The sequence below is a fragment of the Desulfuromonas acetexigens genome (assembly GCF_900111775.1).
Classification (GTDB): domain Bacteria; phylum Desulfobacterota; class Desulfuromonadia; order Desulfuromonadales; family Trichloromonadaceae; genus Trichloromonas; species Trichloromonas acetexigens.
Genome location: NZ_FOJJ01000012.1, coordinates 213,935 through 227,866, shown reverse-complemented (window position 1 = coordinate 227,866; position 13,932 = coordinate 213,935). Strand labels below are relative to the sequence as shown.

General features: G+C 63.2%; 14 protein-coding genes. 8 read left to right on the top strand and 6 right to left on the bottom strand.

Going from position 1 to position 13,932, the window contains the following annotated elements; translation table 11 throughout:
* Positions 1–6 precede the first annotated feature (6 nt).
* From BQ4888_RS07635 to BQ4888_RS07610, 6 genes are all read right to left on the bottom strand, one after another.
* On the bottom strand, positions 7–1,305 hold the full coding sequence (locus BQ4888_RS07635; protein ID WP_092055954.1) for a nitrite/sulfite reductase: 1,299 nt from the start codon (positions 1,303–1,305) through the stop codon (positions 7–9).
* 50 nt (positions 1,306–1,355) lie between these two features.
* A complete protein-coding gene (cysN, locus tag BQ4888_RS07630; RefSeq protein WP_092055951.1) occupies positions 1,356–3,167 on the bottom strand; it encodes a sulfate adenylyltransferase subunit CysN in 1,812 nt (603 codons plus the stop codon).
* On the bottom strand, positions 3,167–4,072 hold the full coding sequence (gene cysD, locus BQ4888_RS07625) for a sulfate adenylyltransferase subunit CysD (RefSeq protein ID WP_092055948.1): 906 nt from the start codon (positions 4,070–4,072) through the stop codon (positions 3,167–3,169). The genes cysN and cysD overlap by 1 nt, the downstream gene beginning before the upstream one ends.
* Before the next feature lie 57 nt (positions 4,073–4,129).
* On the bottom strand, positions 4,130–4,813 hold the full coding sequence (locus BQ4888_RS07620) for a phosphoadenylyl-sulfate reductase (protein ID WP_092055944.1): 684 nt from the start codon (positions 4,811–4,813) through the stop codon (positions 4,130–4,132).
* 16 nt (positions 4,814–4,829) lie between these two features.
* Positions 4,830–5,054: a DUF2061 domain-containing protein gene (locus BQ4888_RS07615; RefSeq protein WP_092055941.1), complete on the bottom strand. Its 225-nt coding sequence runs from the start codon at positions 5,052–5,054 to the stop codon at positions 4,830–4,832.
* 359 nt (positions 5,055–5,413) lie between these two features.
* Complete coding sequence (locus BQ4888_RS07610) at positions 5,414–5,845, bottom strand: RrF2 family transcriptional regulator (RefSeq protein ID WP_092055938.1); 432 nt, start codon at positions 5,843–5,845, stop codon at positions 5,414–5,416.
* A 170-nt stretch (positions 5,846–6,015) separates the two neighbouring features.
* On the opposite strand from BQ4888_RS07610, the gene gluQRS reads away from it, so the two are divergent.
* The 8 genes from gluQRS to prmC all read left to right on the top strand — a co-directional run bounded on the left by gluQRS (position 6,016) and on the right by prmC (position 13,863).
* Positions 6,016–6,951 carry a tRNA glutamyl-Q(34) synthetase GluQRS gene (gene gluQRS, locus BQ4888_RS07605; protein WP_092055934.1) on the top strand — a complete coding sequence of 312 codons (936 nt, stop codon included), beginning with the start codon at positions 6,016–6,018 and terminating at the stop codon, positions 6,949–6,951.
* A complete protein-coding gene (locus BQ4888_RS07600) occupies positions 6,939–8,156 on the top strand; it encodes an MFS transporter (RefSeq protein WP_092055930.1) in 1,218 nt (405 codons plus the stop codon). The genes gluQRS and BQ4888_RS07600 overlap by 13 nt, the downstream gene beginning before the upstream one ends.
* 48 nt (positions 8,157–8,204) lie before the next feature.
* A complete protein-coding gene (locus tag BQ4888_RS07595) occupies positions 8,205–8,999 on the top strand; it encodes a hypothetical protein (protein ID WP_140396615.1) in 795 nt (264 codons plus the stop codon).
* Between the two features lie 449 nt (positions 9,000–9,448).
* Positions 9,449–10,696, top strand: coding sequence for a transcription termination factor Rho (gene rho, locus BQ4888_RS07590; protein WP_092055925.1), 1,248 nt, complete (start codon positions 9,449–9,451; stop codon positions 10,694–10,696).
* A gap of 139 nt (positions 10,697–10,835) precedes the next feature.
* Positions 10,836–11,045, top strand: coding sequence for a 50S ribosomal protein L31 (gene rpmE, locus BQ4888_RS07585; protein ID WP_092055922.1), 210 nt, complete (start codon positions 10,836–10,838; stop codon positions 11,043–11,045).
* Between the two features lie 143 nt (positions 11,046–11,188).
* Positions 11,189–11,878, top strand: coding sequence for an FAD-dependent thymidylate synthase (gene thyX / locus BQ4888_RS07580; protein WP_092056392.1), 690 nt, complete (start codon positions 11,189–11,191; stop codon positions 11,876–11,878).
* A gap of 63 nt (positions 11,879–11,941) precedes the next feature.
* Positions 11,942–13,009 carry a peptide chain release factor 1 gene (gene prfA, locus BQ4888_RS07575; RefSeq protein WP_092055918.1) on the top strand — a complete coding sequence of 356 codons (1,068 nt, stop codon included), beginning with the start codon at positions 11,942–11,944 and terminating at the stop codon, positions 13,007–13,009.
* 2 nt (positions 13,010–13,011) lie between these two features.
* A complete protein-coding gene (gene prmC, locus BQ4888_RS07570) occupies positions 13,012–13,863 on the top strand; it encodes a peptide chain release factor N(5)-glutamine methyltransferase (RefSeq protein ID WP_092055915.1) in 852 nt (283 codons plus the stop codon).
* Positions 13,864–13,932 lie beyond the last annotated feature (69 nt).

Genomic DNA, 13,932 nt, shown 5'->3' with positions numbered 1-13,932 from the left:
TCGAGGTTATCCCTGGTTGCGAACGGCCAGCAGCAAGCCGTCCAGGTCGAGGTTTTCGGCGACCGCCCGGCCGAAACCGGCGTCCGTCCGCCGGAGCAGGCTGAAGCGGGGCTGGCGCGCACCGTCGGCGGCTTTGACCGAGTGGGTCGCGAGAATCCCGGCGTCGGCCAACTGGGCCTGAGCGCAGGAGTTGGAACAACCGGAGATCGCCCAGGAAAGTTTTTGTCCCTCGGGACCGAGGACGGCCAGCAGCTGACGGGCGACGTCGCGGGTCGGGGCCAGCCCCATCCGGCAGAGATGGCTGCCGGGACAGACGCGCAACGTCGCTTCCGCCGCCGAGGCGCCGCTCGTCAGACCCTCGGCGGCCAGGGCCTTTTCGATGGCGGCCCGCGCCGCGCCGTCGGCGGGAGCGAAAGAGATGTTCTGATTCCCGTTCACGGCCAGAAAACCGCCGCCGTGCTCCGCCGCGATGTCGGCCAGTCGGCGCAACCGCTCGGCCGTCAGTTCGCCGGCGAAAATCGGCACTTCCACCGGCTCCGCCGCGACCGGACCGGGCAACGGACTCCGTTCCAGCACCGGCGGCGGGAAGCGCTCCGGCGCGCCCAACTGTTCGTCGCGAATCAGTTCCCGCAGCCGCGCCTCGCCCAGTCGGTCGGCCAGAAATTTGAGCCGGCGGCCCGCCGGGGCGTGCTTGCGGTAGACGCGCACGACGGCCTCGATCAGTGGAATCAACCGGTCTTCGTCGACCTGCTCGGCGAAACGAAACCCGGCCCGGGGTTCGCGGCCGAGGCCGCCGGCGAGCCAGACGTCGTAACGACCGGCGTCGGCTTGAACCAGACCGACATCCTGGATCAGATGCCGCGCCCCGGCGTAATCGTCGTCGATGCCGATCTTGAACTTTTTCGGCAGCCCCTCGAAATGGGGATTGCCGGTAAAGTGCCGGTGCAGCCGGCGGGCCAGCGTCTGGACCCGGTCGGAACCGGCGGTGAAGGAAGCGCTACAGGCGATCCCCCGCACCGCGCCGCCGCAGGCACCGCGCGTGGTCAGCCCGACGGCGGCCAGGCCGACAGCCACCGGGGCGAGGTCTTCGTAGCGCAGCCAGTGCAGCTCGATGCTGCCGCGGGTGGTCAGATGCAGTTCGTTCCTGGCGAAGCGTTCCGCAAGGTCGCCGATTTTGCGCGCCTGTTCCGCGGAAAGCACCCCGGCGGGAATTTTCACCCGCAGCATCAGCTCCCCGGCCTCGTTCTGCCGGTAGATGCCGTCAAGGCGCAGTTGCTGGTAGTCGATTTCAGCGGTGCTGGTCATGTCCGTCTCCCTTGGGTCGTGGATTGCCGTGCAGCAAGGTAACTATGCCGTCACAGCCCAGCGTCGTCAATCATCGCACCCCCGAAGGAGCACCGCGCCAGTTCGCCGGCGATCCGTTCCGCCAGCGCCTCCGGCGCCGCCGCCGCGTCCGAGACACGGAGAACCGAGGGTTCGCCCGCCTCGGCGGCACCGTCGAAAACGATTTCCAGCAGTTCGTCCCGGTCGAAGATTTCCCGTGGCGGCCGGTTTCCGTCGCCCGGCACGACCAGCGCGATCAACCCCGCCTCGCCGAGCAAGCGGGCCGCTTCGGCGATCCGGCGCGTCCGTTCCAAACGATCGGCGGGGCCGTCACCGAGGTCGCGGTTGAGCCCGGCGTGCAGCTGGCCGCCGTCGAGGAGCGCGGTGTGGCGGCCCTGGCTGTGCAGTTTCTTTTCCAGCAAAGCCGCCAGACCCCTCGGGACCGATCCGCTCAGCCAGAGAATCCGCGCCTGCTGCCCTTTGTGCGCGGCGCGGGTCTGCCGGTTCAGTTCAAGGTCTTGCCAGCGACCGCCGGACTGGATAAGCGGCTGATGGATCATGCCGGCGGCGACGGTGGCGTTGGTCAGCCGATCGATGAGGATGAAGCCCCCCGTGGCGCGATTGGCCCGGTACGAATCGAAGGCGATGGGCCGGCCAGTGGCGAGGTGGCAGACGCCGATTTCGTTCAGATCCAGGGTCGCGCCGTCTTCCCGTTGCAGGGTGTTGACGTTGACCTTGAACCGCAAATTGCTTACCTGGACCGGAGCGGTGGCCGAGCCGCTCTTGAGCAGATAACCGCGCCCCGTCTGCAAGGGTTCTTCGTGCAGCCAGACCAGCTTGGCTTCGAAGCGGTTGGCGTAGTGCGGGCGATCCTCGGGATCGGCCAGGACATCGCCACGGCTGATGTCGATTTCGTCGGTCAGGGTCAGGGTGACGGCCTGCCCGGCCACGGCTTCGGCCAAGTCGCCATTCGCGGTGACGATCCGCGCGACCCGGCTTTTACGGCCCGACGAGGCGACCGCCAGTTCGTCTCCGGGGCGCACCGTTCCGGCGGCGATGGTTCCGCAGAAACCCCGGAAATCGAGATGCGGCCGGTTGACCCACTGCACCGGCAGGCGAAAGGGCTGGCGGACATCGGTTTCGGCGACGGGCACCGTTTCGAGATACTCCATCAGGGTCGGCCCCTGATACCAGGGGGTGTTGCCGCCCGGCGCGAGGATGTTGTCCCCTTCGAGGGCCGAGATCGGGATCGGCTGAATCCGGTCGAAGCCGAGACCGGCGGCGAAGCTCTCGTAGTCGCGCAGAATTTCGGCGAAACGGTCTTCGCTGTAGTCGACCAGGTCCATCTTGTTGACCGCCAGCACGATGTGACGGATGCCGACCAGGGACACCAGATAGCTGTGGCGGCGGGTCTGGGTCAGCCCCCCTTTGCGGGCGTCGACGAGGATGATCGCCACCTGGGCGGTGGAGGCGCCGGTGACCATGTTGCGGGTGTACTGCTCGTGCCCCGGGGTGTCGGCGACGATGAACTTGCGCTTGTCGGTGGAGAAGAACCGGTAGGCGACGTCGATGGTGATCCCCTGCTCGCGCTCGGCCTGCAGGCCATCGAGGAGCAACGCGTAGTCGATGCGCTCCCCCTGGGTGCCGACCTTCTTGCTGTCCGCTTCCAGGGCCGCCAGCTGGTCCTCGAAAATCATCTTCGAATCCCACAAGAGCCGTCCGATCAGAGTGCTCTTGCCGTCGTCGACGCTACCGCAGGTGATGAAGCGCAGCAGCGACTTTTCTTCCTGGGCCTTGAGGTAGGCGTGGATGTCTTCGGCGATCAATGCGGATTGGTGAGCCATCAGAAATATCCCTCCTGTTTCTTCTTTTCCATCGAGCCGCTGGAGTCGTGATCGATCAGCCGCCCCTGGCGTTCCGAGGTGCGGGTCAGCAGCATCTCCTGGATGATCTCCGGCAACGTCGCCGCCGTCGATTCCACCGCGCCGGTTAAGGGATAGCAGCCGAGGGTGCGGAAGCGCACCGACCTGACCTCGACCTTTTCCCCCGGGCGCAGCTTGAGCCGGTCGTCGTCGACCAGGATCAGCATCCCGTCCCGCTTCACCACCGGGCGCGGTTTGGCAAAGTAGAGGGGGACGATGGGGATCCGTTCGAGGTAGATGTACTGCCAGACGTCGAGTTCGGTCCAGTTGGACAGGGGGAAGGCGCGAATGCTTTCGCCGGGGCGGACCCGGGCGTTGTACAGGTTCCACAGCTCCGGGCGCTGGTTTTTCGGATCCCAGCGATGATTCTCGTCGCGAAAGGAAAAGATCCGTTCCTTGGCCCGGGATTTCTCCTCGTCCCGACGCGCCCCGCCGAAGGCCGCGTCGAACTTGCCCTGATCCAGGGCCTGCTTGAGGCCCTCGGTCTTCATGACGTCGGTGTGCACCGCGCTGCCGTGGGAAAACGGTCCGATCCCCTGTCGCACCCCTTCCTGATTGACGTGGATGAGCAGCTCGAAGTCCCCCGTCGCCGCCATCTCGTCGCGGAAGGCGATCATCTCCTCGAATTTCCAGGTGGTGTCCACATGCAGCAAGGGAAAGGGGATCTTCCCCGGATAAAAAGCCTTGCGCGCCAGATGCAGCATGACCGCGGAATCCTTGCCGATGGAGTAGAGCATCACCGGGTTGGCGAATTCGGCCGCGACCTCGCGGAGGATGTGGATGCTTTCGGCTTCAAGCTGCTTGAGGTGGGTTAGGGGCTGGGGCATGATCGGTTCCTTTTGGTGGTTAAGCAAAAATTGTCTCAGATCTTACCGGCAAATTGCCTATCGTCGATGCAGCCCGCACTCCTTATGCTCGGGATTTTCCCACCACCAGCGTCCGGCGCGGGTCCCTTCGCCCGGCTGCACGGCGCGGGTGCAGGGGGCGCAGCCGATGGAGGAATAACCCTGCTGGTGCAGGCGGTTGACCGGCAGGCGTCGGGTCTTGGCGTAATCCCAGAGCTGCGCCTCGCTCCAGTCGAGGAGCGGGTTGATCTTGAGCAGGCCGCCGTTCACCGGGTCGACCTCGATGGCCTGCAAGGCGTCGCGGGTGACGCTCTGTTCCCGGCGCAACCCGGTGATCCAGCCGGAGAGCCCGGCCAGCGCCCGACGCAGCGGCTCGACCTTGCGGATGCCGCAGCACTCCCGGCGGTTCTCCAGACTGTCGCGGAAGGAGAAGAGCCCCTTGTCCCGCTCCAGCTGTTCCACGGCGGACCGCTCGGGAAAGTACCAGGCGATATTCAGACCGTAGCGCTTGCGCACTGCTTCGGCGACCTCGTAGGTCTCTTCGTCGAGGCGGCCGGTGTCGATGGCGAAGACCGGGGTTTCCGTAGCCACCTGCTGCAGCAGGTCGATGGCCGCCACGTCCTCGACGCTGAAAGAACAGGCCAAGGCCACTTTGCCGCCGGCGCGGTCGAGGCCGGCGGCGAGGATGTCCAGGGCTCCTTGGATCGGCGTGGTTTGCTTCATGACGGCCTCCCGCGGCTCAGATGAAATATTCCGGCTGTTTCGTTTCCCGCCCATAGGGGATGCGGTTCCACATCCGTTCGTGACCGACATAAACGAAGATTTTGAAGAATGTGTCGAGGACGCCGACCGTCGCCGCGAGATCGAGGCGCCCGATAGCGACGAAGACCACGCCGGCGGTGGTCAGGGTGCCGATGATGCGATAGGAGACAGCTTTGGCGATACTGCGGCGGGTCGATTCCATGATTTTTCCTTCGGGAAATTGTCGGCCATTTCTACGGCACTTAACTCGAATAAATTGACCATACTATAGTACGACAATTTTGGTCAATAAAATAATTTATCTGCATTTTATTGTTTACTTTATTGATAAAGATTATGGCCGCGCCCCCCCATCGCGGCATTCTCCGCGGCCGGATTGACTCCCACCCCCCGCAAGCGTATACTAAATTTAAAAGATGATTCGAGGCCGCTGGACGCAGCTGCCTCATTTGCCCTGGATGACTTACCCTCCTGGTCTCCAGGGTTTTTTTTGCAAAAAAAACGGCCGCGCCTCCATGCTCGGAGGGGCGGCCGTCGGACTTTTCGGGGCGGCTTATCGGGCTATTTTTTCAGATCTTCCAGATTGCACATTTCCTGCCGGGCCAATTGGGCGAAGTTGTAGCGCTTGAGAATCGCCGTCATCTCATCCCGCACCTCTTTCCAGGCGCCGTGCACCGGGCAGAAGAGGGTACGCCGGCAGAGGTCGCCGTCGGAGAGGCATTCGTTGAGATAGAGCGGACCCTCCTGGGCGACCACCACATCGAAGAGCGTCACTTCGGCGGGATCCTTGCGCAAATAAAAACCGCCGCCCACCCCCCGCTGCGACCCGACGATCCCCTCCTTGATGAGGGGCTGCAGAATCTTGGTGAGAAAGGCGGGGGTGATGTTCTGGTGGCTGCAAATATCCTTTTTGTAGACGATTTCCCCGCGTGGCTGGCGAGCCAGATAGAGCAGGGCACGAATGGCGTATTCCGTAGCGCGGGTAATGATCACGGGACCTCCAATAGCTGACCTAGTTTGTTAGAGTAACCTTGCTTCCCCGCTCTTGTCAACATTAAAGACCGGCGATGTCCGATTCGTGAATGCCGGTTCAGGCAATCTTGACAGTCCGGGATTGGTCGGGCATGATCCCCCCATCTTCGAAAGAATGACGGATCCGCGCCATGCCCCCTACCCCACCTTCCACGACTTCCGTTGGCCGCTTCGCGCCGAGCCCCACCGGCCCCCTTCACTTCGGCTCGCTTCTGACCGCCGTCGGCAGCTACTGCCTGGCCCGCCAGGCGGGGGGACTCTGGCTGTTGCGCATTGAAGACCTGGATATCCCGCGGGTGGTGCCCGGCGCTGCCGACACCATCCTGCATACCCTAGACGCCCTGGCTCTACACTGGGACGGCGAAATCCTCTACCAAAGTCGGCGGTCGGCCCGCTACGCCGAGGCTCTCGCGTTGTTGGAGAACAAAGGCCTGATTTATGGCTGCGCCTGCTCCCGCAAGGAAATCCTGGCCAGCGCACCCCATCCCGGCGAGGAAGGCCCGATCTATCCCGGCCTCTGCCGTGCGGGGCTGCCCCCCGGTCGCCGGCCCCGCGCCTGGCGACTGCGAGTGCCAGCCCGGTCCGTGACGCTGTTCGATGGCGTGCGCGGCCGACAGTCCCAACATCTGGCTGAGGAGGTGGGTGATTTCGTCGTTCGTCGCGCCGACGGACTCTTCGCCTACCAGTTGGCAGTGGTGGTGGATGATGCCGACAGTGGTGTGACCCAGGTGGTACGCGGCCAGGACCTGCTGACCTCGACGCCGCGACAGATCTACCTGCAGGAATGTCTCGGCTTCCCTCACCCTGAGTACATCCACCTGCCCCTGGCCCTGGCCACCGATGGCAAAAAGATCTGTAAACGCCACGGCGCCGTCGCCGTTCAACCAGAAAGAGGGGGGCCACTGATCGCTTCGGCCCTACGCTTTCTCGGCCAACCCGTCCCGGCGGAACTGGAACAGGCGCCCGCTGCGGAAGTGTTGCGCTGGGGGGTGGCGTACTTCGATCTGCGCCTGGTTCCAAAAGAATCTCGGCCCCTTTCGGATAAAGTGCCGACATGGCCCTCTTGACCCCGGACAGCCCCTCACCTTCGCGCAAATGGCAGATTTTCGCTATCCTGGCGGGATTTTACGTCGTTGCTTACTTCTACCGGGTCTCGGCGGCGGTCATCGCCCAGGATCTGCAACAGGATCTCGGCCTCACCACCGAACAGCTCGGCAATGTCTCCTCGGCCCTTTTCTACGCCTTCGCCTTCACCCAGCTGCCCCTCGGCCCCATCCTCGACCGCTACGGTCCCCGGCGCGTGATCTTCACCCTCGGGCTGATCACCGCTATCGGCGCCGTCCTGCTGGCGGGAGCCCAGGGCTATGCCGGAGCGCTGGCCGGTCGGGCCCTGATCGGCCTGGGGACCGCCTGCGTGCTGATGGGTTCGCTGAAAACCTACACCGCCTGGTTCGAACCGCGCCAGTTCGCTACCCTTGCCGGAGCGCAGATCGCCCTCGGCAATTTTGGCAACCTGCTGGCGACCTCCCCTCTTTCCTGGGCCGCTTCCAACTTCGGCTGGCGTTCGACCTTCATGGCGGTCGCCTTCTTGACGACCTGTTTCGCTCTGGCGGTACTGGTCATCGTTCGTGACACCCCCGACCCAAGCGGCGCTACCGTCCGCGCACCGCTCCTCGCCGGCTGGGGAACCCTGGTACGCACCCCCTCTTTCTGGCTGCTGGGCCTGCTCGCTTTCTTCTGGTACGGCGGCTACATGGCGGTGCAGGGGCTGTGGGGCGCGCCCTATCTGATCCGGGAACTCGGGCAGACCCCAAGTGAGGCCGCCCGTCTGCTCCTTTTCACCGCCGTCGGCTTCATTATCGGCTGCCCTCTCGCCGGGCGACTCTCCGACCGCCTGCTCGCCTCGCGCAAGAAGGTGCTGCTGGCCGGGCAACTGGGCCTGCTGGCGCTGTTGAGCCTCTTCCTCGGCCCCCTGGCCCGGTTTCCGGAGGCCCTCCTCCCTTACGTCTTTTTCCTCTTTGGCCTGTGCGTTTCGACCGGCCCGATTCTCTACGCCCAGACCAAGGAACTCTTCCCCGGCCCCCTGGCGGCGACGGCCATGACCTCAATAAATTTTTTCGTGGTGATCGGCGCGGCGTTGACCCAACAGGTGATGGGATATATCATGCGGGACCAGGGGGGGGATTTCCACCGCGCCTTCGCCTTCCCCACCCTGGGGCTGTCCCTGGCCTGGCTGGGCTACCTCTTCTGCCGGGACACCCGCCCACGCTAGCATCCCGGGGCGAACGTAAATCGAATAACCTAATTAGGAGGAAGAACGATGCCAAGATGGTTGCTGATCGGAATGGTTGCGGCGCTGCTGATCGGCTGCGGCGGAAAATCCTTTACCGTGCCGAAGGCCGAATACCGGGAGAAGGTCCAAACCCTGGGAGTTCTGCCGCTGATGGTCGACGAGTCCTCGACCATCAGCCACCCGGAGCGCGAGGCGCTGATCGGCCTGCTGCACCAGTACAACAGCTCGACCCGCGACCTGCTGATCGACATTCTCAAAGAAGGCAAACAGTATTTCGATGTTCGGGCGATTCCCGGCAACCCCCAGGATATTTTCAACCGCCTGGTCATCGGCCAGAATCCTCGGGGCCGGGGGGACGAGCAGCACATCGGCTATGTTTTCAATGCCGCGGAAATCACCCCGCTGGTGGAAAAGAATGTGGTCGATGCCATTCTGGTGGTGATCTTCAACGGCGTCGACCGCGACGAGAAACGTTGGGATCGCACCAAGCTGACCTTTCTGCGCGCCAATTACAATGTCATTCTCGCCAGCGCCATGGTCCTGACGGCGGACGGACAGGTGCTCTGGGAATACCACGGCAAGCCGGGGGAGAGTTTCCTGCCGCTGCAGTATCCGGACTTCGATGAAGCCCATTACAACAAAACCGAAGAGGTCAAGATCCGCCATATCTCCCTGGCCGGACTGGAACGCACCCTGGCGGAACGCTCCAACAGTCTGTTCAGCCGCGCCTCCGGTCCGCTCCCCTACCAGAATCTCTTTGACCAACTGGCTTCCGAACTCAATCCGGGGATGATCAACCCCCTGCGCAACCAGCCCCAGTAGTAGTCCGATTCCACCATGTTTCCCGGGAAAGGTCCGTTTCTTCCATGGAAACGGACCTTTCCTGGAACAAACGTATTGACAGCCTCCACCCAATGGTTGTAAATAGTTCCAGCAGCTTTTTCATCCCTCCCGCTGCGCGGCCTAGCAAATCTATTCGCAAAGCTTCCTATATAAAGTCAGACCTTGCCATCGGTTGCCCTTTGACGCGGAACCTTATCGTTTTTTAGTGCCGCGCCGACAACCCCCTAGTTTTCGACATATCCGGCATGCGCCGGACGACAAAGGCACATCCTACCGTCCACTCCTGAAAACATGCTTCCATTAATACCTGCCCCTGAAGATCGACCTGCCGTATTCCGCCAGGGTCGTCACCCTTCCATTCCGAGCCCTTCCGACAAGCGGCTCGCACGGTGGACGGCCATCTGACGGAGCCCTCCGAGGAGACCCCCATGAACCTGAAGGAACTGAAAGAGAAAAAAGCCACGGAAGTGGCCGGCATCGCCAAGGATCTGAAGATCGAAGGCGCGGCGGGGATGCGGAAGCAGGACCTGATCTTCGCCATTCTCAATGCCACGGCGGAAAAGAACGGCGCCATCTTCGGCGAGGGGGTGCTGGAAATTCTCCCCGACGGTTTCGGCTTTTTACGGGCGCCGGATGCCAACTACCTGCCGGGCCCCGACGACATCTACGTCTCCCCCTCGCAGATCCGCCGCTTCAACCTGCGCACCGGCGACACGGTTTCGGGGCAGATCCGCCCGCCCAAGGAGGGGGAGCGCTACTTCGCCCTGCTCAAGGTTTCCGAGGTCAATTTTGAAAATCCGGCGGTCGCCCGGGAAAAGACCCTCTTCGACAACCTGACTCCGCTCTACCCGGAAGAGCGCTTGCGGCTGGAAACGACGACGGAAAACCTGCCGATGCGCGTCGTCGACCTTGCCACCCCCATCGGCAAGGGGCAGCGCGGCCTGATCGTGGCGCCGCCGCGCACCGGCAAGACGATGCTCTTGCAGAACATCGCCAACTCCATCACCACCAATCATCCGGAAGTCTACCTGATCGTTCTCCTCATCGACGAGCGTCCGGAGGAAGTCACCGACATGCAGCGCAGCGTCCAGGGGGAAGTCATCTCCTCGACCTTCGACGAACCGGCGACCCGCCACGTCCAGGTGGCGGAGATGGTCATCGAGAAGGCCAAACGCCTGGTCGAACATAAACGCGACGTCGTTATCCTCCTTGATTCCATCACCCGCCTGGCCCGCGCCTACAATACGGTCGTTCCCCCGTCCGGCAAGATCCTTTCCGGTGGTGTCGACTCCAACGCCCTGCACAAACCGAAGCGCTTCTTCGGTGCCGCCCGCAATATCGAGGAGGGGGGTAGCTTGACCATCATCGCCACCGCCCTGGTCGATACCGGCAGCAAGATGGATGAGGTCATTTTCGAGGAATTCAAAGGGACCGGCAACATGGAACTGGTTCTCGACCGGCGCCTGGTCGACAAACGCACCTTCCCGGCCATCGACATCAACAAGTCGGGCACCCGCCGCGAGGAACTGCTGGTTGACCGCACCAGCCTCCAGCGCACCTGGCTGCTGCGCAAGGTGCTGACCTCTATGAATGTGGTGGATAGCATGGAATTTATTTTGGAAAAGCTCGGCGAAACCAAGAGCAACCAGGAATTCCTCGACTCCATGAACCAGTAGCCTTTTCATCCCCATCCCGGGGACATGAAGGCCACAAAAAGCTTGCAATCCGGCACCGACGGTGCTAAATAAACAATCTTCGCTTTACGACCCCAAGCTTTTCCCGCCTGTACTAAGCCAGGCGCCAAGGAGACGATTCATGAAAGAAGGCATCCACCCCAAATACGAAACCGTCACGGTCAAGTGTCATTGCGGCACTACCTTTGAAACCCGCTCGACCAAGAAGGGTGGGGAGATCGTCACCGAGATCTGCTCTCAGTGCCACCCCTTCTTCACCGGCAAACAGAAGCTTATCGACACCGCCGGCCGCATCGAGCGCTTCCGCAAGAAATACAGCCAGGATAAATAAAGTCCCCAGACGGCCCTCGGGGCCGTCTCTTTTTTTGATGTTCCGCGTCCGTGGCCATCCGCTGTGCCCGCCGCATCTATGTGGGTGCGTGCGGGTTTCTGTGTTTTGCCGTCGCAAATCAAAGGTTGTCGCGCCCCATGGCATTGCTGGTTCAGTTGCTGACTCACACCCCCGAACCCGAAAAGGTGGTGGCCGCCGCCGCCCGGCTCTGCTATTCCGCATCCACCATTGACCGTTTGCTGGAGCAGGGCCCGAAAGAGCGCGAGACCTTCCTCGCCAAGATCCTCTCCCTGGGGCACCTCTCCGTCCTGGAGCATGTCGCCTTCACCTTCGGCATCGAGGGGATCAGCCGCGCCTGCTCCCACCAGCTGGTTCGCCACCGCATCGCCTCCTACTCCCAGCAGAGCCAGCGCTACGTCTCCCTCAAGGACCGCCTGGAGGCCGTCATTCCCGCGACGATCGCCGAGCAGCCCGAGCTGGCAAAGCGTTTTCAGGGACTGCTCGATGAAGCGCAGCGCGTCTATGGCGAGCTGCTCGACGCCGGCATTCCCGCCGAGGATGCCCGCTTCGTGCTCCCCAACGCCGCCGAAACGAAACTGGTCATGACCATGAACGCCCGGGAACTGCTGCATTTTTTCAGTCTGCGCTGCTGTCGCCGGGCGCAGTGGGAGATCCGCGCCCTGGCCGTGGAGATGTTGCTCGCGGCGCGGCGGGCGGCGCCGGCGCTCTTCGTCGATGCCGGCCCCGGCTGTCTGCGCGGCGCCTGTCCGGAAGGCGCCATGACCTGCGGCGCGGCCACGGCGGTCCGCCGGGAATTCCAGAATTTATCGTAGGGGCGCAGCTTGCCGCGCCCAGGGCGAGTTGTGAATCTACCCCTACCGGAATAGTAATCGTCTATGTTTACCAAACTCGAAGAAGTCGTTGACCGGTTTCGTGAGATCGAAGGGTTGATGTCCGACCCCACGCTGATGGCCAACCAGGAGAAGTTCCGGGCTCTGACCAAGGAGCACGCCGATCTTGCCGAGGTGGTCGAAGCCTATGGTCAGTACTGCAAAGTCTGTGAGGAGATCGAAGGCAACCGCGAACTGCTCAAGGAGAATGACGACGAACTGCGTGCCATGGCCAAGGCCGAACTCCCTGACCTCGAAGCGCGCAAGGAGGAACTGGCCCAACAGCTCAAGATACTGCTGTTGCCCAAGGACCCCAACGACGGCAGGAATATCATCCTCGAAGTCCGCGCCGGCACCGGCGGCGACGAGGCGGCCCTCTTTGCCGGCGACCTCTTCCGCATGTACAGCCGCTACGCCGAAGTGCGCCGCTGGCGGGTGGAGATCATGAGCTCCACCGAATCGGAAGCCGGGGGCGTCAAGGAAATCATCGCCCTGATCAGCGGCGACCGGGTCTACTCGCGGCTCAAGTTCGAGAGCGGCACCCATCGAGTGCAGCGGGTCCCCGAAACCGAGGCGCAGGGGCGGATCCACACCTCGGCCTGCACCGTGGCCGTACTGCCCGAGGCCGACGACGTTGACGTCGACATCAACCCCACCGACCTGCGCATCGATGTCTACCGCGCCTCCGGCGCCGGGGGGCAGCACGTCAACAAAACCGAATCGGCGGTACGCATCACCCACCTGCCGACGGGCGTGGTCGTCTCCTGCCAGGACGAAAAGTCCCAGCACAAGAACAAGGCCAAGGCGATGAAGGTCTTGCAGTCGAAGATTCTCGATGCCCGGGTCGCCGAACAGCAGGCCGCTCAAGCCGCCGACCGCAAGAGCCAGGTCGGCAGCGGCGACCGCAGCGAGCGCATCCGTACCTATAATTTCCCCCAGGGGCGCTGCACCGACCACCGCATCGGCCTGACCCTCTACAAGCTCGACGCCATCATGCAGGGGGATCTGGACGAGGTCATCGACGCCCTGACCACCCACAGCCAGGCGGAAACCATGAGCGGGCGGGAGAACTAGATTTGGCCGAAACCTGGACGGTCCTCAAGGTTCTGCGCTGGACCGCCGACTACTTCCGGGAGAAGGGGATCGAGAGCGGCCGCCGCGACGCCGAGGTGCTCCTTGCGGACACCCTTGGGCTTGATCGGGTCGGGCTCTATCTCCATTTTGACCGCCCCCTTTCCGCCGACGAACTGGCGGCCTACCGCCGGCTGGTGGCGCGGCGCGCCCAACGGGAGCCGCTTCAGTATATTCTCGGCGAGACCGAGTTCTGGTCCCTGCCCCTGCGGGTCACGCCCGAGGTATTGATTCCCCGGGCCGACACCGAAGTGCTGGTGGAAGAGGCATTGAAGAAAGTGACAGGGGCCGTCGGCATCCTCGACGTCGGCACCGGCAGCGGCGCTATTGCCATCGCCCTGGCCCATGAACTGCCCGAGGCCCGGGTCGAAGCGGTGGATATTTCCCCGGCGGCCCTGGTCCTGGCCGAGGAAAACTCCGGGCGGAACGGGGTGACCGAACGCATACACTTCCGCCGGGCTGACCTTTACCAGCTACAAGGTGGGCCTTACGATCTGGTGGTCGCCAATCCGCCTTACATCCCGGCGACGGATATGGACGAACTGATGCCCGAAGTGCGGGATCACGAACCTCACCTCGCCCTGCGCGGCGGCGATGCCGACGGCCTGGCCGCCTACCGGACACTGGCAACGGCCGCAGCCAGCCTGCTCGTCCCCGGCGGCTGGCTGCTGGTCGAGGTCGGTATCGGTCAGGCCGAAGCGGTGCAACGACTTTTTGCCGAAGCGGGACTGGACGACTGTTATCTGCGCGACGATTACGCCGGGATCCCCCGGGTGGTCGGTGGTCGGAAATCGTAGGGAAGACGCCCACGTCGCCCAGGGCACAGCATGCCTTGCCCCTACGTCAAATCAATAAAAGGGATTTAT

Bases quoted from the DNA above. Each gene is read 5' to 3' on its own strand.
- cysD (WP_092055948.1), bottom strand. From the start codon at position 4,072: ATGCCCCAGCCCCTAACCCACCTCAAGCAGCTTGAAGCCGAAAGCATC.
- BQ4888_RS07620 (WP_092055944.1), bottom strand. From the start codon at position 4,813: ATGAAGCAAACCACGCCGATCCAAGGAGCCCTGGACATCCTCGCCGCC.
- rho (WP_092055925.1), top strand. From the start codon at position 9,449: ATGAACCTGAAGGAACTGAAAGAGAAAAAAGCCACGGAAGTGGCCGGC.
- gluQRS (WP_092055934.1), top strand. From the start codon at position 6,016: ATGCCCCCTACCCCACCTTCCACGACTTCCGTTGGCCGCTTCGCGCCG.
- rpmE (WP_092055922.1), top strand. From the start codon at position 10,836: ATGAAAGAAGGCATCCACCCCAAATACGAAACCGTCACGGTCAAGTGT.
- cysN (WP_092055951.1), bottom strand. From the start codon at position 3,167: ATGGCTCACCAATCCGCATTGATCGCCGAAGACATCCACGCCTACCTC.
- BQ4888_RS07615 (WP_092055941.1), bottom strand. From the start codon at position 5,054: ATGGAATCGACCCGCCGCAGTATCGCCAAAGCTGTCTCCTATCGCATC.
- BQ4888_RS07595 (WP_140396615.1), top strand. From the start codon at position 8,205: ATGCCAAGATGGTTGCTGATCGGAATGGTTGCGGCGCTGCTGATCGGC.
- prfA (WP_092055918.1), top strand. From the start codon at position 11,942: ATGTTTACCAAACTCGAAGAAGTCGTTGACCGGTTTCGTGAGATCGAA.
- BQ4888_RS07600 (WP_092055930.1), top strand. From the start codon at position 6,939: ATGGCCCTCTTGACCCCGGACAGCCCCTCACCTTCGCGCAAATGGCAG.
- BQ4888_RS07635 (WP_092055954.1), bottom strand. From the start codon at position 1,305: ATGACCAGCACCGCTGAAATCGACTACCAGCAACTGCGCCTTGACGGC.